Here is a 19,844-nt window from a genome sequence, read left to right as displayed (position 1 = left end):
GGTCAGCCCAGGTCGACGGAGGGGTAGAGGGGGAAGCTGGTGAGCAGGTCGCTGGCCTGCTTGCTCACCGTCTCGGCCAGGGCCGGGTCCAGGACGTACTTGGCCTTGGACGGGGTGCCGTCCGCGTTCGCGCCCGGGGTGGTCTGGCTGAGCACGGTGTGCATCAGCTCGGCGGTGGTGTCCATCTCGGTGGCGCCCAGGCCGCGGGTGGTCAGCGCCGGGGTGCCGATCCGGATGCCGGAGGTGTACCAGGCCCCGTTCGGGTCCTGCGGGACGGCGTTGCGGTTGGTCACGATGCCCGAGTCGAGCAGCGCCTGCTCGGCCTGCCGGCCGGTGAGGCCGTAGCCGGAGACGTCGATGAGCACCAGGTGGTTGTCGGTGCCGCCGGTGACCAGCTTCGCGCCCCGGCGCAGCAGCCCCTCGGCGAGCGCCTGGGCGTTGTCGACGATGCGCTGCGCGTAGTCGCCGAAGTCGGGGCGGCGCGCCTCGGCCAGGGCGACGGCCTTGGCGGCCATCACGTGCGGCAGCGGGCCGCCGAGCACCATGGGGCAGCCCCGGTCGACCTGGTCGGCCAGCTCCGGGCCGCAGAGCACCATGCCGCCGCGCGGGCCGCGCAGCGACTTGTGGGTGGTGGTGGTGACGATGTGCGCGTGTGGCACCGGGTCGAAGTCGCCGGTGAACACCTTGCCGGCGACCAGCCCGGCGAAGTGCGCCATGTCGACCATGAAGGTGGCGCCGACGGAGTCGGCGATCTCCCGCATGATCCGGAAGTTGACCTTCCGGGGGTACGCGGAGTAGCCGGCGACCAGGATCAGTGGCTTGAACTCGCGGGCCGCCTCGGCGACCTTGTCGTAGTCGACCAGGCCGGTGGCCGGGTCGGTGCCATAGCTGCGCTGGTCGAACATCTTGCCGGAGATGTTCGGCCGGAAGCCGTGGGTGAGGTGACCGCCGGCGTCCAGCGACATGCCGAGCATCCGCTGGTTGCCCAGCTCGCGGCGCAGCGCGAACCAGTCCGCCTCGGTGAGGTCGTTGACCTGGCGTACCTGGGCCTTCCTGAGCGCCGGGGACTCGACCCGGTCGGCCAGGATCGCCCAGAAGGCGACCAGGTTGGCGTCGATGCCGGAGTGCGGCTGCACGTACGCGTGGGCCGCGCCGAACAGCTCCCTGGCGTGCTCGGCGGCGAGCGCCTCGACGGTGTCGACGTTCTGGCAGCCGGCGTAGAAGCGGCGGCCGACGGTGCCCTCCGCGTACTTGTCGCTGAACCAGTTGCCCATGGCCAGCAGGGTGGCCGGGGAGGCGTAGTTCTCGCTGGCGATGAGCTTGAGCGACTCGCGCTGGTCGGCCAGTTCGGCCCCGATGGCGTCCGCCACCCGCGGCTCGACGGCGCGGATCACCTCCAGCGCGCTGCGGAAGGCGGTGGACTCGGCGTTCAGCGACATGCGACCTCCTGGTGACGTGCGGAAGGCCCAGGCGCTCGGCATGCGTCCTCGTGACGGGGCCGCTCCCCGATGGTTCTCCATCCCCACGCGCCAGTAACGGCCCGCGCCGATCCTACCGGGTGGGCCCCGGGCCGCCGGGGGTGACCGGGCCACCGGGTGTCGGCCGGGCCCGGATGCGGGATTAGCCGCCCCCGCGGTGGGCACGTCACCATCGGGGCCGGTCACGGTGCGTGCGGACCGCGCCCGCCGACGAGGGGAGTGAGCAGACATGAGCACACCGACCGGGCGTCCGCTCGCAGTGGTGACCGGGGCGTCCAGCGGCATCGGGTACGAGCTGGCCGCCCAGTTCACCGAGCACGGGTACGACGTGGTGGTGGCCGCCGAGGACCCGGCGATCGCGACGGCGGCGCGGAACCTGCGCCGGGACAACGGCCCGGAGGCCTATCCGGTCCGGGCGGACCTCGCCACCCCCGAGGGGGTGGAGCAACTGGCCGGGGCCGTGGCGGAGCTGGGCCGGCCGGTCGACGCGCTGGCGCTCAACGCCGGCCGGGGCGCCGGCGGGGACTTCGTCGGCGGGACCGACCTGCGCGACGAGCTGACCATCGTCGACCTGAACGTGCGCTCGACGGTGCACCTGGCCAAGCGGCTGCTGCCGGGAATGGTCGAGCGGGGCGCGGGGCGGGTGCTGTTCACCTCGTCGATCGCCTCGACCATGCCGGGGCCCTTCCAGGCCGTCTACAACGCCTCGAAGTCGTTCGTGCAGTCGTTCGCCGAGGGGCTGCGCAACGAGCTGAAGGACACCGGGGTCACGGTCACCTCGCTGATGCCCGGGCCGACCGACACCGAGTTCTTCGAGCGGGCCCACATGGAGGACACCCGGGTCGGCCAGGGGAAGAAGGACGACCCCCGCGCGGTGGCCGAGGACGCCTTCGAGGCCCTCATGAAGGGGGAGCACAAGGTGTCCGCCGGCTCGTTCGTGAACAAGCTCCAGACCGCGGCCGGCAAGATCGTCCCGGACCGGCTGAAGGCGGAGCAGCACCGGAAGATGGCCGAGCCGGGCTCGGGGGACTGAGCGGACGGGAACGACGGCGGGACCCGGCCTCGGCCGGGTCCCGCCGTCACGTCTGCCGGGTCAGGCGATGACGGCGTCCAGCGACTTCTTCAGCGCCTTCGGGGCGGCCGGGGTCTTCGGCGCCTTCGGGCGCAGGTCGATCATGCGCTGGCCGATCTCCTGGAGCTGGTTACGGCCGAGCGCCTCGCGGACCTTGGGGAACCACTCCTGCTCCTCCTCCTCGACGTGGTGCAGGACGTTCTCGATCAGCACCGTCGTCTTGGCGTTGAAGCGCTCGTCGTCGGCGTCCATGGTGAAGAGCTCGAAGCAGAGCACGTCGGCGACGTGGTGCTCCTCGTACGACTCCAGGATGTCGTCCTCGACGTCGGGCACGAGCTTGCGGACCTCCGGGTACATCACCTCGTTCTCGAGGTAGGTGTGCACCGTCAGGGCCTCGAGGATCTGCTTCACCAGCTTCTGCCGCTCGCTCGCCGGGCCCTCCTCGGCGTCCTGGAAGGCCTTGAACAGGCGGCGCATCTCCTTGTGGTCCTCCTTGAGCAGGACGATCGCATCGGTGGACACCGGGGTACCTCCTAGAGTCGGTTGATAACGCCCCCCTACCCCCGTCCCGACCAGGACAAACGAATGGGGCCCGGCGACACGTCGCCGGGCCCCACCGTGGTGCTGCCGCTACTTGACCACGTTGTACGCGTCGACCATGCCGGCGCCGTAGAAGCCGTTCCGCTCACCGCCGGAGCAGTAGGACGGGCCGATGTTCGTCGGCCAGGTGGCCGGCGGGACCGGCGTCGGCCAGTTCGGCACCGGGTCGTAGACCCCGTCCGGGCAGGGCTGGGCGACGGCGGTGCGCTCGAGGAACGAGGCCAGCTGGCCCGGCGTCATGCCGGGGTGCGCCGACAGGGCCAGCGCGGCGACGCCGGTGGCGTGCGGGCCGGACATCGACGTGCCCTGCTTGTACCCCCACCCGTTGGTCCGGGTGGTGGTGTTGAAGGTGGTCGACAGGATGGCGTCGGTCGAGGTCGACCGCGCACCCTGGGTCCGGAACCGGGTGTCGCCACCCGGCGCCGTCACGTCCACCACGCCCTGGCCGTACGAGGAGTAGTAGCTCTTCGCACCGGTCGGACCGACGGCGGAGACGGTCACCACGCCCGGCGCCTCGGCCGGCAGGTCGAGGCAGGCGTTGGTGAGGTTCTCGCGCTCCTCCGGCGTCCCGTTGTTCGGGCTGCCGGTGTCGGTGATCTTGTGCGCCAGGTCGTAGTTGGAGTTGCCCGCGGACGCCACGTTCAGCACGCCCTTGGACTGCGAGTAGCGGATTGCCCGCTGCACGGCCTGCCACACCGGACGCTGGCGCGCGTCGTTGCGGCAGTTCAGCTCCCACGGGTCGATGAAGTAGCTGTTGTTGGTCAGCTGCATCCCGTGGTCGGCGGCCCAGAGGAAGCCGCACACCGCGGCCTCCGGGTAGATGTAGCCGTCGTTGTTGACCACCTTGACGGCGGCGACCTTGACGCCCGGCGCGACGCCGGTCACGCCGACGCCGTTGATGGCGGCGGCGATGGTGCCGGCCACGTGGGTGCCGTGGTCGCTGGTGGTCGGGTTCCACGCCGCCTCGGTGGTGTCGACGACACCGCCGATGCAGGACGTGCTCTTGTCCTTGGCGATCTGGGTCGCCAGGTCCGGGTGGGTGCTGGAGATGCCGCTGTCCAGCACGCCGACGACGACGTTCGCGCTACCGGTGGTGACCGCGTGGGCCTGCGGGACGTGGATCATGTTCATGTCCCACTGCTGGCCGTAGAGCGGCTCCTTGGTCGGGTCGCCGGTGGCGCTGGCGACGTCGGCCGCGGAGACCTCCACGGTCTCGCCCTCGTCGAGGGCGGTGCCCAGGCCGGCGGTGGACGCGACCGACTCGACACCCGCCCCCGCCACCTGGGTGGCGAAGTCCGGGTTGGTCGAGCGGACGACGAGCACGCCGATCTGGTCGTAGGTGGCCACGACGGTGCCCTTGGCGGCCGCCACGCGGGCGGCGGCCTTGCTGGTGTTGGCGCCCTGCGGGGCGAGGACCAGATACGAGGTGTCCGGTCCGGCGGCCGCCGCCGGTGCCAGCCCGCCGGTGAGGGCGAGGCCGACGCCGAGCGTCGCGGCGGACGCGGCGGCCAGTGTCTTGCGACGGAGGTTCTTCACACAGACTCCCAGGGGGCCGATCCGGCCGACCCCACTTCGTGGTGGGAAGCGGGCCGGCGGAAGACGAGCAGGTTGCTTGCCTTCGGTCAACCAGCGTAGGGAGCGGGTGTGGTGTTACACACATCCGAACGGATGAACAACAACCGTCAGACGGTGGCCACCGTGTAGGGGATCTCGTCGAGCAGCTCGCGGGCGAGGAAGCCGATCCGGCCGTACCGGGGGACCAGGCGCTGTCCGCTTACCGCGTGGGCGAACGCGGCCCAGCACGCGGCCTGCGCGGGCTCGGCGCCCCGGGAGAGCAGCCCGGCGAGCAGCCCGGCCCGGACGTCCCCGCTGCCCGAGGTGCCCAGGCCGGCGTCGCCGCTCTCCTCCCGCCAGGCCCGCCCGTCGGGGGTGGCGATGTGGCCGTAGAGGGAGACCACGGCGTCGTACCGGCGGGCCAGCTCGATCGCCTCCGCGTCGAGGTCGTCGCCGGGCTCCCGGTCGAGCAGGTGCCGGGCCTCGGTGAGGTTGGGGGTGAGCACCACCTTGCGGCCCGAGCCGACCAGCAGGTCCGGCTCGTGGCTGAGCGCGCCGAGGGCGTACGCGTCGAGCACCAGCGAGGTCTCCGGGGCGGCGGCGTCGAGAACCTGGTGCAGCAGCGCCCGCGTCGCGTCGATGTCCTTCAGGCCGGGGCCGACCGCCACCACGTCCGCCTCGGCGACCAGGCCGTCGAGCAGGTCGCCCGGGCCACCGTGGACCGCGCCGTCGGCGGTCTCCGGCAGGCCGACCACCAGCGCCTCGGGCACCTGGATGCTGAGCGCGGCGGCGGTGGACTCGGCGGCGGCCAGTTGCAGCACGCCCGCGCCGGCCCGCAGCGCGGCCACCCCGGCCAGCAGCACCGCGCCGGGGGTGAACCGGGACCCGCCGACCACCAGCACCGTGCCCCGGGCCTCCTTGCCGCCGGTCGGCACCGGCAGTGCCCAGTCCCGCAGCAGCGCGGGCGTGATGACCTCAGACCGGCTCGGCATGGACCTCGTCCTCCCTGGTCGGGCGCGCCCCCTGCTGGTGCAGGTGGGCGACGTCGTTGAACACGTCCGGGGTCAGCCGGCCGGTGGCGTCGGCCGACCAGCCGGTGACCGAGCAGTTGGCGATGACGTGCTCCCGGGTGAGCGCCATCAGGTCCGCCTCGGTGAGCCCCTCGACCAGGTAACGCAGCAGGAAGACCAGCGCGTCGTGGCCGAACAGCAGCACCCGGCCGCCGGCGTGGTCCCGGCGGAGGTCGCCGAGGAGGGCGCGCAGCCGCAGCGCCACGTCGGTCCAGGACTCGCCGCCCGGTGGGCGGTAGTAGAACTTGCCGAGCCGGGCCCGGCGCGCCGCCTCGTCGGGATACCGCCGCCGGACGCCGTGACCGGTCAGCCCGTCGAGGATGCCCAGTTCCCGGTCACGAAGCCGCTCGTCGCGGCTCGCCGGCACGCCGGTGCCGGCGAGGGCCAGTTCGGCGGTGTGCACCGCCCGCAGGTACGGCGACACCACCGCCACGTCGGGGCGGCGCGCCTCGGGCAGCCCGGCCAGCCACCGACCGGTCGCCCGGGCCTGCTCCTCGCCGGTCGGCGACAGCGGCACGTCCGCGTCCCGATGGGTCAGGTCGATCAGCTCGGCGCCGGACGCCTCGGCCGCCGTGGCCGCGACGTTCGCCGTGCTCTCGCCGTGCCGGACGATCCAGAGGGTTGCCAGTTCCGCCATGCGCCCTGCGGTACCCGGGCTGTCCGGCGGGTAACCGTGCCGGTCGGCGGCGGCCCGGCAGGCCCGGTGGGCGTGAACGGCGGCCGGGCGGGTAAGCGCGGTCGGCTAACCGGAAGCCGACACAGGGGAGGTGTGCCGTGGCGACCATGGTCCGACAGCCAGAGAGCCCGGTGAAGGACAAGAACTACGACCTGATCCACGCGGTGCAGATGTCACTCAAGCACGTCTGGCACATGGAGACGTACATCGCCGACGCGGAGGACCGGGGCGACACCGAGCTCGCCACCTGGTTCCGCAAGATGCAGGAGAACAACCGCAAGGCCGCCGACCAGGGCAAGAAGATGCTCATGGACCGGCTCCAGAAGGAGAACGGCTGACCGTTGCGCCGGTGGCCGGGTGGGCGCGCCCACCCGGCCACCGGCGTGTCCGGCGCGGCGCGTGGTGGCATCGACCGGGCACAATGTCGTCCGGCGTACCGGGGTGGGCCCGGACGCGGGGAGGCGACATGGCGACGGTCATCAGGGGTCTGCGGGAAGCGCTGGTGCTCTTCCTGATCGCGGTGGTGACGATCGGGATCGCGGTGGGCATCTGGGTCGGGGTCAGCGGCGGCGACTTCGTCCACCGGCTGGGCGTGGCGTTCATGCTGGTCGGCGCGGTGATCGGGATGACCGGTGACCTGACGCTGAGCCGGATCGGCATGCTGCCGGCCCGGTCCACCTTCGGCCTGGCCCCGGAGCGGGAGGACGGCGGCGGGGGCCGCGTGCTCACCGGCGTCGGCATCTTCCTCTTCGTCTCGGTGCCGCTGATCATCGTCGGGGTCCTGCTCATCACGTGACGAGATCCCCGCGCCGGAACCGCCCGCGTCGTACGGTGTGAGGCGTGGCGACCACGGCGGCCGAGGAGATCCGGGTGGGGGAGCGGCTGGTCCGCGTCTCCAGCCCCGACAAGCCCTACTTCCCGGAACGCGGACTGACCAAGCTGGACGTGGTCCGCTACTTCCTCGCCGTCGGCGACGGCATCCTGCGCGCGCTGCGCGACCGGCCGACCATGCTGGAGCGTTGGCCGCGCGGCGTGTTCGAGGGCGCGAAGATCGCCACCCGGCAGACCAACAAGGGCGACGCCTTCTACCAGAAGCGGTTGCCGGCCGGGGCGCCCGACTGGGTGCGCACCGCGCACATCACCTTCCCGAGCGGCCGGACCGCCGACGAGGTGGCCCCGAGCGAGCTGGCCGTGGTGATCTGGGCGGCCAACCTGGGCACCCTGCGCTTCCACCCGTGGCCGGTCTCGGCGGGCGACGTCGAACGCCCCGACCAGCTCCGCATCGACCTGGACCCGATGCCCGGGGTGGACTTCGCCCAGGTGGTGCCGGTCGCCCACGAGGTCCGCGCGTTCCTCGACGAGCTGGGTCTGGTTGGCTACCCGAAGACCACCGGCGGCCGGGGCATCCACGTCTACCTGTCGATCGAGCCGCGGTGGAGCTTCGGCGACTGCCGGCGCGCCGTGCTGGCGCTGGGCCGCGAGATGCAGCGCCGGCTGCCCGACCTGGTCACCACCACCTGGTGGCGGGAGCAGCGGGACCGGCCGGTCTTCGTCGACTACAACCAGATGGCCCGCGACCACACCGTGACCTCGGCGTACTCGATCCGGCCCACCCCCCGGGCGCTGGTCTCCGCGCCGCTGGACTGGGCGGAGCTGGACGACGCGCGGCCGGAGGACTTCGACGTGGTCAGCCTGCCGGCCCGGTTCGCCGAGCGGGGCGACCCGCACGCCGGCCTGGACGAGCGGCGGTTCTCGCTGGAGCCGTTGCTGGAGCTGGCGGACCGGGAGGGCCTGGAGGCCCCGCCCGAGCGGTAGCAGCTACTGCCAGGGGCTCAGCGTCCCGTCGAACTCCTCGAAGACCAGCCACGTCCGGGTCGACAGCACCCCGGCGATGCTCTGCACGCGGTCCAGCACCACGTCCCGCAGGGTCGCGTTGTCCGGCGCGCGGACCAGGGCCAGCACGTCGTGCTCGCCGCTGAGCAGCGCCGCGTGCTCGATGTAGCGCACCCGGGCCAGCTCGGCGGAGACCTCGCGCCAGGTGTTCTGCTCGATGGTCAGCGCGATGTACGCCGACGTGCCCAGCCCGGCCGGCTCGGGCGCCACCTGGGCCCGGAAGCCGGTGATCACCCCGTCCCGCAGCAGCCGCTCGACCCGGGCGTAGGCGTTGGTGCGCGAGATGTGCACCCGGTCGGCCAGCGTGCGGACGGAGAGCCGGGCCTCCTCGGTCAGTTCGCGCAGGATCCGCCGGTCGACCTCGTCGAGCGGCCCGGCCGAACGTCCCGTTCCGCCCGCCGTGCCCGGTGCGGTTCCGGTCTCCTGGCTCATGAAGCCCGCCTTCCCGTGCCATTCGTCCCGCGTTCACGCCGGATGTTGAGTCAATCATCCGACAGCAGGAGCATAGGGCCACCACACGTCCAGGAGGTCCCCGCCGTGACGACCACACCCCAGGCGGTCCGCAGGGCATCCCCGCGCACCCGCCGGCCGGCCACCCCGGCCGCCGAAGACCCGTCGGCCGGCCTGCTGCCGCGCACCGAGCCGGTCCGACTGCTGAACCCGGACGGCACCCCGCTGCCGGCCCGGGACGACTACCCGGAGCCGCCGGTCGAGGCGCTGCGCGAGATGTACCGCCGGATGGTCGTCGGCCGTCGCTTCGACGTCCAGGCCACCGCGCTGACCAAGCAGGGGCGGCTCGCCGTCTACCCGTCCTCGCGCGGCCAGGAGGCCTGCCAGGTCGGCGGGGTGCTGGCGCTGCGCGACACCGACTGGGTGTTCCCCACCTACCGCGAGTCGATGGCGCTGACCGCCCGCGGCATCGACCCCGTCGAGGTGCTCACCCTGCTCCGCGGCGACTGGCACTGCGGGTACGACCCGACGGCCGTGCACACGGCGCCGCAGTGCACCCCGCTGGCCACCCAGTGCGTGCACGCCGCCGGGCTGGCCTACGGCGAGTCGTACCAGGGACGGGACACCGTGGCGCTGGCCTTCATCGGCGACGGCGCCACCAGCGAGGGCGACTTCCACGAGGGGGTCAACTTCGCCGCCGTGTTCAAGGCCCCGGTCGTCTACTTCGTGCAGAACAACAAGTACGCGATCAGCGTGCCGCTGTCCCGGCAGACCGCCGCGCCGAGCCTGGCCTACAAGGGCGTCGGCTACGGCGTGCCCAGCGAGCAGGTCGACGGCAACGACCCGGTGGCCGTGCTCGCCGTGCTGAACCGCGCGGTCGCGCACGCCCGCGCCGGCAAGGGTCCGTACCTGGTCGAGGCGCACACGTACCGGATGGAGCCGCACACCAACGCCGACGACCAGACCCGCTACCGGGACGCCGAGGAGGTCGAGGCGTGGCGCGACCGCGACCCGATCGCCCGGCTCGAGGCGTACCTGCGGAACCGGGACGTGCTGGACGACGCCGTGGTCGCCGCGATCGCCGAGGAGGCCGAGGCGTACGCCGCCGCGCTGCGCGACCGGATGAACGCCCAGCCCGAGGTCGACCCGCTCAGCCTCTTCGACCACGTCTACGCCGAGCCGACCCCGCAACTGGTCGAGCAGCGCGAACAGGTCCGCGCCGAGCTGGCCGCGGCCCGCGCCGAGGAGGGGGACGCCTGATGGCCACCATGACCATGGCGAAGGCGCTCAACGCCGCGCTCGCCGACGCGATGCTGGACGACGAGCGGGTGGTCGTCTTCGGCGAGGACGTCGGGCAGCTCGGCGGCGTCTTCCGGATCACCGACGGGCTCCAGGCCCGGTTCGGCGACAAGCGCTGCTTCGACACCCCTCTCGCGGAGGCCGGCATCGTCGGCTTCGCCGTCGGCCTGGCCATGTCCGGGCTGCGCCCGGTGGTCGAGATGCAGTTCGACGCGTTCGCGTACCCGGCGTTCGAGCAGATCGCCTCGCACGTGGCGAAGCTGCGCAACCGGACCCGGGGCGCGCTCAGCGTGCCGATCGTCATCCGGGTGCCGTACGCCGGCGGCATCGGCGGCGTGGAGCACCACTGCGACTCGTCCGAGGCCTACTACGCGCACACCCCGGGCCTGAAGGTGGTCACCCCGGCCACCGTCGAGGACGCGTACTCGCTGCTGCGCGAGGCGATCGACGACCCCGACCCGGTCGTGTTCATGGAGCCGAAGAAGCTCTACTTCTCCAGCGCCGAGGCCGAGCTGCCGGCCCGGACCGCGCCGTTCGGCAAGGCCGTCGTGCGCCGCGCCGGCACCGACGCCACCCTCGTCGCGTACGGGCCGGCCGTGCCGGTCGCGCTCGAGGCCGCCGAGGCCGCCCGCGAGGAGGGCTGGGACCTCGAGGTGGTCGACGTGCGCACCATCGTGCCGTTCGACGACGCCACCGTCACCGCTTCGGTGCGGAAGACCGGCCGCTGCGTCGTGATCCAGGAGGCGCAGGGCTTCGCCGGGGTCGGCGCCGAGATCGCCGCCCGGGTGCAGGAGCGCTGCTTCCACGCCCTGCACGCCCCGGTGCTGCGGGTGTCCGGGCTGGACATCCCGTACCCGGCGCCGATGCTGGAGCACACCCACCTGCCCTCGGTCGACCGGGTGCTGGACACCGTGGCCCGGCTCCAGTGGGACGACCAGCCCGACGAGCGGTGGGTGGCGGCATGAGCGAACGCACCGAGCGAAGCGAGGGCCGTGAGGGCGTGCCCGGCCGGTACGGCATGACCACCGTGACCGGCACGCGCGACTTCCTCCTGCCCGACCTGGGCGAGGGACTGAGCGAGGCGGAGATCGTCGAGTGGCGGGTCGCCGTCGGCGACGTGGTCACCGTGGACCAGACCGTGGTGGAGGTGGAGACCGCCAAGGCGGTGGTCGACGTCCCCTGCCCGTACGCCGGCCGGGTCGTGGCCCTGCACGGCGCGGCGGGTGAGGTGCGCCCGGTGGGCCAGCCGCTGATCACCATCGCCCCGCTCGACGGCGCCGGCGGTGACGACCCGCACGCCACCTACCGCGAGGAGGAGCGGGCCGGCTCGGGCAACGTCCTGATCGGGTACGGCACCGGCCACGGCGGCTCGGGCCGGCGGCGACGTCGCCCCCGCCTGGCCCTGGCCCCCGAGCCCGAGGCCGGCGCGCCGTCGCCCGCCGACCCACCGGCCACCGCTCCGACCACCGGGACCGCCGCCGACGCGGCGGACGCCCCGGCCCAGGAGCGCACCGCCCCGCTGGTGATCTCGCCGATCGTCCGGCGGCTGGCGAAGGAGCGGGGGGTCGACCTGGTTGGGCTGCGGGGCAGCGGCCCCGGCGGGGTGATCCGCCGCGCCGACGTGGAGGCCGCCCTCGCCGCGCCGGCCGCGGCGCTCGCCGCCGTGCCGGCCGCCCCGGCCGCCCACGTCGGGCTCGCCCCCGCCGGGGACGGCGACGTGGTCATCCCGCTGACCGGCATCCGCAAGGTCATCGCCGACAAGCTCTCCCGCAGCCGGCGGGAGATCCCCGAGGTGACCATCTGGGTGGACGTGGACGCCACCGGGCTGCTGGCGACCCGGGCCGCGATCAACGCGGCGACGCCGGACGCCCCGGTCAGCATCCTGGCCCTGCTGGCCCGGATCTGCCTCAGCGGGCTGCGGAAGTACCCGCAGCTCAACGCCCACGTGGACACCGAGGGGCAGCGGATCGTCCAGGCGGCCGGAGTGCACCTGGGCATCGCCGCGCAGACCGACCGGGGCCTGGTCGTCCCGGTGCTGCGCGACGCCCAGCGGCTCACCACCCGGGAGCTGGCCGCCGCCCTCGCCGAGACCACGGCGGCCGCCCGGGCCGGCACCCTGCCGCCGGCGCGGCTGACCGGCGGCACCTTCACCCTGAACAACTACGGGGTGTTCGGGGTCGACGGCTCCACCCCGATCATCAACCACCCGGAGGCGGCGCTGCTCGGCGTCGGCCGGATCGTGGACAAGCCCTGGGTGGTCGACGGGCAGCTCGCCGTACGCAAGGTGACGCAGCTCAGCCTCACCTTCGACCACCGGGTCTGCGACGGCGGGGTGGCCGGCGGCTTCCTGCGGCACGTGGCCGACTGCGTCGAGCAGCCGGCCCTCCTGGTGGCGAACGTCTGAGCGGTGGCCCCGGCCCCGCTCGGGGCCGGGGCCGCACCCGCTGTTTCCCCGCCGCCGGACCGGGAAGACCAGCCCGGTCGCCGACGGGGAGGCACGGATGACGTATCCGCAGATGTCCTCGGCCGGTGGGGTGCGCCCGCATCCGGTCGCTGGCGCGCCGCTCATGTGCGACGCGCGGGAGCACGGGCTGACCGGGGACGGGACCACCAACGACCAGCCGGCCCTCGCCGCGCTGGTGGACCGGCTCGGGGACGCGTACGTCGCCGACGGACGGGCCCGGGTGATCTACTGCCCGCCCGGGGTGTACTCGATCCGGGACGCCGGCACGGTCTGGCGGACCGGTGTCTCGCTGATCGGCGCGGGCCCCGGCGCCACCCGGTTCGTGCTGAGCAACGCGGGCAACCGGGTCGACCCGACCCCGCTGGCGTTCTACACCGCCGCGCTGCACGGGGCGAACCGGGAGCGGCACCTGGCCCACTGCACCTTCGCCGACTTCGAGATCGACGGGTCCGGGGTGGCGATGGCCGAGTACAACCCGCTCGCCAAGGGGCTGGGCCTCCAGTACGTGGTCCGGGGCATGTTCCGCAACCTCTACATCCACCACACCGCGGCGACCGGCCTGGGCTGCGACTTCCTCCAGGACTGCCTGATCGACGGGGTGCTGGTGGCCGGGTGCGGGCGGTTGGACAACGGCACCGAGATGGGCGGTGCGGGGGTCGGGATCGGGATCGGCGGCTGGGGCAGCGTCGAGCGGGTCAACGTGGTGAACTGCTCCGCGGTCGGCAACGGCACCAGCGGGATCTTCTTCGAACTCCAGGTCGAGGGCGGGCTGCGGCCGCGGGGTATCCGGGTGGTCGGCTGCCACGCCGAGGGCAACCGGTTCGGCATCGCCGACTGGGGCGCCAACGGTCTCGTCGTCTCGGCCTGCACGCTGGTCGGGAACCTCGACGCGGGCTTCCAGGTCTCCGCCAAGGGCACCACCGGCACGGCCGGTCGCGGCGGCCTCCTCACCGACTGCGTCATCGACGGGAACCTGCGCGACGGGATCAGCATCGGCAACACCCCCGGGCCGTACACCGTGCGCGGCAACCGGATCAGCGGCAACGGCCGGTACGGCTACCACCAGCGCAGTCTGGGCGACCCGGGGCAGGAGTGCGCCCGGGAGATCGTCCTCGAGAGCAACGACTTCTACGGCAACAGCCTGGACGCAGTCCGTTTCGACCGGCCCGTCCGGGACGCGATGATCCTGAACAACCGGATCCGGGCGAACGGCCGCCAGTGCGGGCCCGGGGAGCGGGGCGGCGGCGACGCGGTGCGGTACACCGAGAAGTCGGTGGTCGACCGCCGGGCGACCTGGCGGGCCGACGAGCACCGGGGCAAGACCATCCGGGTGGGGAAGCGGGTCGCCGTGGTGGCCGCGAACGACGAGAACGAGCTGCACCTGGCCCCGGTCCGCCCGGACTCCTTCACCGCCTGGAGCGGGGACACCCCGAGACCGGGCAGCGACTACGAGATTCCCGCGCCGCCGGCGACCCGGGCCGGCATCACCGTGAACGCGGCGATGGACTCGGCCACCATCCGGGGCAACCGGGTCTGGGACAGCCACGAGCCCACCACCCAGACGCACGGGCTCTGGATCACGGCGGCGGGCAGTTGCGTCAGCTGCCGCGTCGAGGACAACGACCTGGCCGGCAACGCGGTCGCGCCCACCCGGCTGGACACGCCGCCGATCGGCGGGCGCTGGGCGGGCAACCACGAGGACGACGACTGGGCGTGAAGCGGGCGTCCGGGTGCGTCCGGGGCAATCGGCCGCGCCCGTGACGAGCGGCCCGTCGAGGTCGCCGATTCCCATTTCCGTACGCCCGCGCCGAAATGTAAGTCGGCCACCCCAAGCAATTCCGCCGAATATGCCACGACGTCCGGAGGCCCGTACAGAATGTGAGTCATGGGGGGAGTGGAAATGGGGTGCGGAATATGGACGTGAGGCGGCGAATGACGCTGCTGGCGGTGACCATCGCAGCCACACCGCTGGTGGTCGGCGGGTGCACCGCCGACCAGCGGGAGGCCGTGAAGCACGGCAAGGCGGCCGCCGCGCCGTCGGTGACCCTGAGCCCGGCGGACCGGACGAAGGGCGTCCCGGTCAGCGCCGAGGTGGGGACCACGGTCAGCGGCGGAAAGGTCACCGCGGTCAAGCTGACCGACGACAAGGGCCGACCGGTGCCCGCGCAGCCGCGCGAGGACGGGTCGGGCTGGGTGCCGGACCGGCCGTTGGAGAATTCGCGGACGTACACCGCGGAGGTGACCGCGACCGGCGATTCCGGGCGGACCACCACGCAGAAGACGACATTCACCACGGCGGCGAAATCGACCAAGCCGGCCGTCACCAGCGAACTCTATTTCACCGACAAGCAGACATACGGGACGGCCATGCCGGTGGTCGTCGCATTCGATCCGCCAATTCCTAAAGAGGCCAGAGCGGACGTGCAGCGCCGGTTGTTCGTGAAGACCGACCCGCCGCAGCCCGGCACCTGGTCCTGGATGTCGGACGGCAAGCAGGTCGAATACCGGGCGCCCGACTTCTGGAAGCCCGGCACGAAGATCAGCGTCAGGAGCGCGCTGCAGGGGCTGCCGATCGGCAAGGACGCCATCGGCGACGCCGACCACAGCGCGACCGGCAAGGTCGGCCGGCAGGTCTCGCTCGAGATCGACAACGCCACCAAGCAGATGTCCGTCTTCCGGGACGGCAAACTGCTCCGCAAGGTCCCGGTGAGCCTCGGCAAGTCGAGCACGCCCACCTCCAGCGGCAAGATGGTGATCATGGAGAAGTTCGAGCAGACCACCTTCGACACCCGGGGATCGGCCGATCCCTACGTGGTCGACGTCGAGGACGCCCAGCGGCTCACCTGGGGTGGCGAGTTCATCCACTCCGCGCCGTGGTCGGAGGGGGACCAGGGCTCCATCAACGTCTCGCACGGCTGCACCAACGTCTCCGCCGCCGCGGCGGACTGGCTGATGGGCGTCACCCAGGTCGGCGACCTGGTGACCGTCAAGGGCACCGAGGTGAAGCTGGATCAGGGCAACGGCTTCACGGCCTGGAACGTCGGCTGGGACGAGTTCGTCAAGGGCAGCGCGCTGCCCGTACCGGCCGGGCTGAAGCCCACGCACAGCCCCACGCCGCACCCGGGCGCGGTGGCCGGGGTGGCACCCGCGCCCACCCCGTCCAAGAGCAACAGCGGCGGCTGACCACCGGGGAGGAACACAGCCGGGCCGGCCCGCGGGAACGCGGGCCGGCCCGGCTCAGTCCAGGTCGACCCGGGCCACGCCCGTCGCGGTCAGGCTGCCGAGCCAGAGTCGCCGCCCGTGCTGCCGCACGCCGGTGACCATCGGGTACGCCCCGCTCGGGCCGTGCAGCGTGCGCAGCACCCGCCCGGCGCCGTCCACCAGGGCGACCAGCCCGTAGCGGCGGGGCTGCGGCTGCACGGCGCCCGGCAGCAGCGCGACGAGTTGGCGCACCCGGGGATGCGGCAGCAGCCTCTCCATGATCGGCAACCGGGGGCTGGGCAGGGCGATCCAGTACGTCCCGTCGCCCACCGCCGAGACGTTGTCCGGGTAGGCCGGGAGGTCGGCCAGCACGGTGGCCCGGCCGTCGGGCAGGTCCACCCGGAGCAGCCGGTGGGTGGCCGTCTCGACCAGCATCAGCGCGGACTCGTCCGGGGTGAGCGCCACCCCGTTGGGGAAGTAGAGCCCGCCCGCCACCACCTCGGTGCGCCCGGTCCGCCGGTCGTAGGCCAGCACCCGGCCGTTGGGCCGGTGCTCCAGCAGGTCCCGCTTCCAGTGCGAGAGCGGGAACCGGTCCGAGGAGTCGGTGAAGTAGATCGTCCCGTCCCGGGCCACCGCGGCGTTGTCGGCCAGGTGCACCGGCGGTGCCGTGCCGGTCAACTCGTGCACCGCCCCGTCCGGCGTGACCCGCAGCAGCCCCCGGTAGGCGTCGCAGACCACCAGCCCGCCGTCGAGCGGGTCGAGTTCGATGCCGAGCGGCCGGCCGCCGGTCTCGGCCAGCAGGGTGGGACGGGTGCCGGCCGGGGCGTCCGCCGGCCACCACCAGAGCCGGCCGTCCTCGTCGCCGCTGACCACCCGGCCGTCCGGGTCGATGAGCACGTCCTCCGGGCCGTGCGCGCCGTCGGGCAGCGGCAGCAGGTCGGCCCGGTCCAGCCGGGCGTCGGTGGGGGCCCACGGGCCGTCCAGCGGCGGTGGCACGGTGGCCGGCTCACGGACCGGCCGGATCAGCAGGGGTGCGCGCGGGCGGGGAACGACCATCCGGCCATTCTTCCCCGCCGATGCCCCCGGCCGGGAGTACCGGCGGCGTGTCCCGCCGGGGATCCGGACCGCGCGGGCGCCTGCGGGATGACCCCGAGGCCGCTCAGGGTCGCCACCCGGGACCTACCCGGAACCCCGTCGCGGGCGGCCGGAACTGTCGGTGGTGGGGGATAGGTTCGGGGACATGGGAGAGAGTGGCGACCGGTTCCACGTGGCGATGAGCGTGAGCGACCACGCGGTCGACCTGCGCGCGGTCGGCGAGATCGACATCGCCACCGTGGCGTCGTTCCGGGCCGCGCTCTGGGCGGCGCCGGCCCGGCCGGTGCTGCGGCTGGACCTGTCCGGGGTGCGGCTGCTCTCCGCCGCCGGGGTGCGCGCGCTGGTCGCCGCCCACCTGCGGGTCCGGGCCCGCGGCGGCGAGCTGGTGCTGGTCGACCCCGACCCGGTGGTCGCCCGGGTGCTCCACGCCACCGGCCTGCACCGGGTGCTGCCGGTCCGCGAGTCGGCCCGGGAGCTGGTCACCTGCGCGGCGGCCTGACCGGCCGGACGCCGCAGGGCCGCCGGCGTGCCGCCGACGGCCCTGCCAACGGTTGACGGGTCAGCGGACGCCGACCAGGTCCACCACGAACACCAGGGTCTCGTTCGGCTTGATCACGCCGCCGGCGCCCCGGGCGCCGTAGCCCAGGTGCGGCGGGATGGTCAGCCGGCGCCGGCCGCCGACCTTCATGCCGACCACGCCCTGGTCCCAGCCGGCGATGACCTGGCCGCCGCCGAGCGGGAACTCGAACGTGTCGCCCCGGTTCCACGACGCGTCGAACTCGCGGCCGGTCGAGTGGGCCACGCCCACGTAGTGCACGCTGGCCAGCTGGCCGGGGCGGGCCTCCGGGCCGTCGCCGACCGTGATGTCCTCGATGACGAGATCGGCGGGCGGCGCGCCCTCGATCGGGCCTACCTCGGGCTTCTCCATGAGCGGGTCTCCTCGGTGCTGACGATGCGGTCCCCGTCGATCCTGCCGGATCGCGGCCGGCCGATACGCGTCGGTCCCCGTCGCGGCGTGGCGGCGGGGACCGGTGGGCGGCACGGAAGTGGCGGGCACCGCCTCCCGGTGACGCCCGCCCGGTGGGTACCGCCCGCGGTGACCTCACTTCAGCCAGGGGAGCCGCTGGACGACGGGGAGCTTCGCCCACGCCCGGCCGAGGCCGAGGGTGTCACCGGCGTCGACCAGGGCCAGGCCGGCCAGCAGGCCCGCGTAGATGAGGTGGTCGTCCATGAACGGGTTGTTCTCGGGGGGCAGCACGGCCGTCCACATCATCACCAGCAGGAGCCCGCCGGCGACCGCGGCGACCCGGGTGCCGATGCCCAGCAGCAGCGCCACGCCGACGCCGAGCAGGCCGAGCATGAACAGCCAGTCCGCCCAGGCGGCGCCCGCGATCCCCTGGTAGAACCCCTGGAACGGGCCGGCCGCGCCGAAGGTCAGGAACCCCTCGGTCGGGCTGCCGCCGTTGAGCCAGGCGTTCTTCGCCGCGGTCTCGTGCCCGAGGCCGAACAGCTTGTCGAGGAAGGCCCAGAGGAAGGTCCAGCCCAGGGCGATCCGCAGTCCGGCGAAGACGTACCGGGTGGCCTTGCGCCGGGTGGTCGCACCGTCCCGGTTGGTCTCGGCCGCCGGAGCGATGGTGTTGGCGGTGATCCGCTCGATCGTCGCGGTCATGGTCTCCACGTCCCTTCGTGTCCTCGCACCGCGCCTTTCCGGTGGCACCTCCATTCCACCGCCGCGGGCGGCCGGCGAGCAGGGCCGACCGGTGCCCTCCCGACCGGGACCTTGGTCCCCTCCCGGCCCGGTCCGGTCGGCCCGTCGGGCGCTCGGTGGAGCTCAGGTGGCCGCGGCGAGCTGGGCGGCGAGCAGCGCGGGAGCCTCGGCCAGCGAGGGCCCGTACCAGGTGAGGTGCCGGCCGGAGACCAGCGCGGCCGGCACGCCGGGGAACGCCTCCGGCCCGTCGTCGGCGGTGAACCGGTACGGCTCGTCCGGCAGCACCACCAGCTCCGGCTCCCGGGCGCGCAGCTCGTCCAGGCTCGGCCGGGGGTAGCGCTCCGGATGGTCGGCGTACCGGTTCGCGACGCCGAGCCGGTGCAGCACGTCACCGGCGAAGGTGTCCCGGCCGAGCACCACCCAGGGGCGCCGCCACACCGGCACCACCGCCGGGCGCGGCGTCGCCGGCTCGGACAGGGCCGCCCAGGCCCGCCGGGCGGTCCGCAGCCAGTCCGGCTCGCCGGGCGCGCCGAGCGCGGCGACCAGGTCGCCCAGCTGGGTCAACGCCTCCGGCACGGTACGGGGAAAGGTGACCCGCACCGGCACGCCGGCCGCCCGCAGGGCCTCCGCGTCGGCGAGGCGGTTCTCCTCCTCGTTGAGCAGCACCAGGTCGGGCCGGAGCGCGCGGACCCGGTCCAGGTCCGGATACTTGCTCCCGCCCACCCGGGCGACGTCCAGCCCGGCCGGATAGGAGCACCAGTCGGTGGCGCCCACCAGCACCTCGGGACGGGTCAGCGCCACCGCCTCGGTCAACGACGGCACCAGCGACACCACCCGCACGACGGTTCCTCCCTCGTCCCCGGCCCATCGTCGCGCATCGACGGTCGGCGGTCCGACGCCGAGGGCCGGTCACACCGCCGTCTCGTCCACCAGCACCGTCACGTCCAGGTGGGCGGGGTGGCAGCCGACCGTGGCCGCGAACCGGCGTACCGCCGCGTCGACGTGCGCCCGAGCCTCGGCGAGCCCGGCGGACGGGGCCAGGCGCACCTCCACCCACACGTCCGGTCCGCTGACCGGGCCGGTCAGCACCACCCGGGCCCGGCGGACCCCGGGCGCCCGGAGCAGGTCGCGCTCCAGCGCGCCGGTCAGCACCCCGCAGGCCACCCGGGTCCGGCCCGTCCCGTCCCCGGGCTGCGCGAGCGTCCCGCCGAGCCGGTCCGGCACCCGCAGGCCGACGGCGAGCAGCCGGTGCCCGAGCAGGGCGAGCAGCAGCCCGCCGACGGC

21 protein-coding genes and 1 riboswitch are annotated in these 19,844 nt (G+C 73.7%); of the genes, 10 read left to right on the top strand and 11 right to left on the bottom strand.

The annotated features are described in order from the left end of the window. Nucleotides 1-2 precede the first annotated feature (2 nt). Nucleotides 3-1,439 carry a glycine hydroxymethyltransferase gene (locus ACW0Q9_RS17430; RefSeq protein WP_456182526.1) on the bottom strand — a complete coding sequence of 479 codons (1,437 nt, stop codon included), beginning with the start codon at nt 1,437-1,439 and terminating at the stop codon, nt 3-5. A gap of 18 nt (nt 1,440-1,457) precedes the next feature. Next, nucleotides 1,458-1,547, bottom strand: a riboswitch (ZMP/ZTP riboswitch). Between the two features lie 160 nt (nt 1,548-1,707). On the opposite strand from ACW0Q9_RS17430, the gene ACW0Q9_RS17425 reads away from it, so the two are divergent. Continuing rightward, a complete protein-coding gene (locus ACW0Q9_RS17425) occupies nt 1,708-2,511 on the top strand; it encodes an SDR family NAD(P)-dependent oxidoreductase (RefSeq protein WP_456182524.1) in 804 nt (267 codons plus the stop codon). Nucleotides 2,512-2,571: 60 nt separating this feature from the next. Here the strand turns inward: ACW0Q9_RS17425 and ACW0Q9_RS17420 are convergent, their stop codons facing one another. The 4 genes from ACW0Q9_RS17420 to ACW0Q9_RS17405 all read right to left on the bottom strand — a co-directional run bounded on the left by ACW0Q9_RS17420 (nt 2,572) and on the right by ACW0Q9_RS17405 (nt 6,411). Continuing rightward, entirely contained in the window at nt 2,572-3,072 is a 501-nt protein-coding gene (locus ACW0Q9_RS17420) for a hemerythrin domain-containing protein (RefSeq protein WP_091305905.1), read from the bottom strand. Nucleotides 3,073-3,180: 108 nt separating this feature from the next. Then, the gene (locus ACW0Q9_RS17415) at nt 3,181-4,686 is read right to left on the bottom strand and encodes a S8 family peptidase (protein WP_456182522.1); all 1,506 of its coding nucleotides are present in this window, start codon (nt 4,684-4,686) and stop codon (nt 3,181-3,183) included. A 146-nt stretch (nt 4,687-4,832) separates the two neighbouring features. Beyond that, a complete protein-coding gene (locus tag ACW0Q9_RS17410; protein ID WP_456182520.1) occupies nt 4,833-5,696 on the bottom strand; it encodes an NAD(P)H-hydrate dehydratase in 864 nt (287 codons plus the stop codon). Next, nucleotides 5,680-6,411 carry a histidine phosphatase family protein gene (locus ACW0Q9_RS17405; protein ID WP_456182518.1) on the bottom strand — a complete coding sequence of 244 codons (732 nt, stop codon included), beginning with the start codon at nt 6,409-6,411 and terminating at the stop codon, nt 5,680-5,682. The genes ACW0Q9_RS17410 and ACW0Q9_RS17405 overlap by 17 nt, the downstream gene beginning before the upstream one ends. Before the next feature lie 146 nt (nt 6,412-6,557). Between ACW0Q9_RS17405 and ACW0Q9_RS17400 the strand changes: the two genes are divergently transcribed. The 3 genes from ACW0Q9_RS17400 to ACW0Q9_RS17390 all read left to right on the top strand — a co-directional run bounded on the left by ACW0Q9_RS17400 (nt 6,558) and on the right by ACW0Q9_RS17390 (nt 8,265). Continuing rightward, the gene (locus ACW0Q9_RS17400; protein ID WP_393017660.1) at nt 6,558-6,788 is read left to right on the top strand and encodes a hypothetical protein; all 231 of its coding nucleotides are present in this window, start codon (nt 6,558-6,560) and stop codon (nt 6,786-6,788) included. A gap of 128 nt (nt 6,789-6,916) precedes the next feature. Next, nucleotides 6,917-7,246, top strand: a complete 330-nt coding sequence (locus ACW0Q9_RS17395) for a hypothetical protein (protein WP_355644428.1) — start codon at nt 6,917-6,919, stop codon at nt 7,244-7,246. Between the two features lie 44 nt (nt 7,247-7,290). Beyond that, nucleotides 7,291-8,265: a DNA polymerase domain-containing protein gene (locus tag ACW0Q9_RS17390; protein WP_355342820.1), complete on the top strand. Its 975-nt coding sequence runs from the start codon at nt 7,291-7,293 to the stop codon at nt 8,263-8,265. Nucleotides 8,266-8,268: 3 nt separating this feature from the next. Here the strand turns inward: ACW0Q9_RS17390 and ACW0Q9_RS17385 are convergent, their stop codons facing one another. Continuing rightward, the gene (locus ACW0Q9_RS17385) at nt 8,269-8,775 is read right to left on the bottom strand and encodes an Lrp/AsnC family transcriptional regulator (RefSeq protein ID WP_456182515.1); all 507 of its coding nucleotides are present in this window, start codon (nt 8,773-8,775) and stop codon (nt 8,269-8,271) included. Nucleotides 8,776-8,847: 72 nt separating this feature from the next. Here ACW0Q9_RS17385 and pdhA point away from each other — a divergent pair, with 72 nt between their 5' ends. The 5 genes from pdhA to ACW0Q9_RS17360 all read left to right on the top strand — a co-directional run bounded on the left by pdhA (nt 8,848) and on the right by ACW0Q9_RS17360 (nt 15,739). Then, the gene (gene pdhA / locus ACW0Q9_RS17380) at nt 8,848-10,053 is read left to right on the top strand and encodes a pyruvate dehydrogenase (acetyl-transferring) E1 component subunit alpha (protein ID WP_456182530.1); all 1,206 of its coding nucleotides are present in this window, start codon (nt 8,848-8,850) and stop codon (nt 10,051-10,053) included. After that, nucleotides 10,053-11,057: an alpha-ketoacid dehydrogenase subunit beta gene (locus tag ACW0Q9_RS17375; protein ID WP_107079570.1), complete on the top strand. Its 1,005-nt coding sequence runs from the start codon at nt 10,053-10,055 to the stop codon at nt 11,055-11,057. Before pdhA ends, ACW0Q9_RS17375 begins: the two co-directional genes overlap by 1 nt. Before the next feature lie 53 nt (nt 11,058-11,110). Continuing rightward, nucleotides 11,111-12,496, top strand: a complete 1,386-nt coding sequence (locus ACW0Q9_RS17370) for a dihydrolipoamide acetyltransferase family protein (protein WP_456182528.1) — start codon at nt 11,111-11,113, stop codon at nt 12,494-12,496. A 97-nt stretch (nt 12,497-12,593) separates the two neighbouring features. Continuing rightward, nucleotides 12,594-14,273: a right-handed parallel beta-helix repeat-containing protein gene (locus ACW0Q9_RS17365; protein ID WP_456182513.1), complete on the top strand. Its 1,680-nt coding sequence runs from the start codon at nt 12,594-12,596 to the stop codon at nt 14,271-14,273. A 197-nt stretch (nt 14,274-14,470) separates the two neighbouring features. After that, on the top strand, nt 14,471-15,739 hold the full coding sequence (locus tag ACW0Q9_RS17360; protein WP_456182511.1) for an Ig-like domain-containing protein: 1,269 nt from the start codon (nt 14,471-14,473) through the stop codon (nt 15,737-15,739). A gap of 54 nt (nt 15,740-15,793) precedes the next feature. Here ACW0Q9_RS17360 and ACW0Q9_RS17355 read toward each other — a convergent pair whose 3' ends face one another. Beyond that, nucleotides 15,794-16,813 carry an SMP-30/gluconolactonase/LRE family protein gene (locus ACW0Q9_RS17355; protein WP_456182509.1) on the bottom strand — a complete coding sequence of 340 codons (1,020 nt, stop codon included), beginning with the start codon at nt 16,811-16,813 and terminating at the stop codon, nt 15,794-15,796. 184 nt (nt 16,814-16,997) lie between these two features. Between ACW0Q9_RS17355 and ACW0Q9_RS17350 the strand changes: the two genes are divergently transcribed. Next, on the top strand, nt 16,998-17,351 hold the full coding sequence (locus ACW0Q9_RS17350) for an anti-sigma factor antagonist (RefSeq protein ID WP_456182507.1): 354 nt from the start codon (nt 16,998-17,000) through the stop codon (nt 17,349-17,351). Between the two features lie 60 nt (nt 17,352-17,411). Here ACW0Q9_RS17350 and ACW0Q9_RS17345 read toward each other — a convergent pair whose 3' ends face one another. The 4 genes from ACW0Q9_RS17345 to ACW0Q9_RS17330 all read right to left on the bottom strand — a co-directional run. Beyond that, nucleotides 17,412-17,780 carry an FKBP-type peptidyl-prolyl cis-trans isomerase gene (locus tag ACW0Q9_RS17345; protein WP_357340560.1) on the bottom strand — a complete coding sequence of 123 codons (369 nt, stop codon included), beginning with the start codon at nt 17,778-17,780 and terminating at the stop codon, nt 17,412-17,414. Between the two features lie 174 nt (nt 17,781-17,954). Beyond that, nucleotides 17,955-18,530 carry a DoxX family membrane protein gene (locus ACW0Q9_RS17340; RefSeq protein WP_456182504.1) on the bottom strand — a complete coding sequence of 192 codons (576 nt, stop codon included), beginning with the start codon at nt 18,528-18,530 and terminating at the stop codon, nt 17,955-17,957. A gap of 153 nt (nt 18,531-18,683) precedes the next feature. Beyond that, nucleotides 18,684-19,400, bottom strand: coding sequence for a helical backbone metal receptor (locus ACW0Q9_RS17335; RefSeq protein ID WP_456182502.1), 717 nt, complete (start codon nt 19,398-19,400; stop codon nt 18,684-18,686). Nucleotides 19,401-19,469: 69 nt separating this feature from the next. Next, the coding region (locus ACW0Q9_RS17330) for a hypothetical protein (RefSeq protein ID WP_456182500.1) at nt 19,470-19,844 on the bottom strand (375 nt) is incomplete at its 5' end.

It is taken from the genome of Micromonospora sp. I033 (genome assembly GCF_053890995.1).
The sequence above is the reverse complement of the archived record's forward strand: the minus strand, read 5'-3'. Positions and strand labels throughout refer to the sequence as shown.

Excerpts from the sequence above, each read along its gene's own strand:
- ACW0Q9_RS17370 (WP_456182528.1), top strand. The coding sequence starts at position 11,111 with ATGACCACCGTGACCGGCACGCGCGACTTCCTCCTGCCCGACCTGGGC.
- ACW0Q9_RS17365 (WP_456182513.1), top strand. The coding sequence starts at position 12,594 with ATGACGTATCCGCAGATGTCCTCGGCCGGTGGGGTGCGCCCGCATCCG.
- ACW0Q9_RS17385 (WP_456182515.1), bottom strand. The coding sequence starts at position 8,775 with ATGAGCCAGGAGACCGGAACCGCACCGGGCACGGCGGGCGGAACGGGA.
- ACW0Q9_RS17410 (WP_456182520.1), bottom strand. The coding sequence starts at position 5,696 with ATGCCGAGCCGGTCTGAGGTCATCACGCCCGCGCTGCTGCGGGACTGG.
- ACW0Q9_RS17355 (WP_456182509.1), bottom strand. The coding sequence starts at position 16,813 with ATGGTCGTTCCCCGCCCGCGCGCACCCCTGCTGATCCGGCCGGTCCGT.
- ACW0Q9_RS17405 (WP_456182518.1), bottom strand. The coding sequence starts at position 6,411 with ATGGCGGAACTGGCAACCCTCTGGATCGTCCGGCACGGCGAGAGCACG.
- ACW0Q9_RS17430 (WP_456182526.1), bottom strand. The coding sequence starts at position 1,439 with ATGTCGCTGAACGCCGAGTCCACCGCCTTCCGCAGCGCGCTGGAGGTG.
- ACW0Q9_RS17375 (WP_107079570.1), top strand. The coding sequence starts at position 10,053 with ATGGCCACCATGACCATGGCGAAGGCGCTCAACGCCGCGCTCGCCGAC.
- ACW0Q9_RS17345 (WP_357340560.1), bottom strand. The coding sequence starts at position 17,780 with ATGGAGAAGCCCGAGGTAGGCCCGATCGAGGGCGCGCCGCCCGCCGAT.
- ACW0Q9_RS17400 (WP_393017660.1), top strand. The coding sequence starts at position 6,558 with ATGGTCCGACAGCCAGAGAGCCCGGTGAAGGACAAGAACTACGACCTG.
- ACW0Q9_RS17350 (WP_456182507.1), top strand. The coding sequence starts at position 16,998 with ATGGGAGAGAGTGGCGACCGGTTCCACGTGGCGATGAGCGTGAGCGAC.
- ACW0Q9_RS17360 (WP_456182511.1), top strand. The coding sequence starts at position 14,471 with ATGGACGTGAGGCGGCGAATGACGCTGCTGGCGGTGACCATCGCAGCC.
- ACW0Q9_RS17425 (WP_456182524.1), top strand. The coding sequence starts at position 1,708 with ATGAGCACACCGACCGGGCGTCCGCTCGCAGTGGTGACCGGGGCGTCC.
- ACW0Q9_RS17395 (WP_355644428.1), top strand. The coding sequence starts at position 6,917 with ATGGCGACGGTCATCAGGGGTCTGCGGGAAGCGCTGGTGCTCTTCCTG.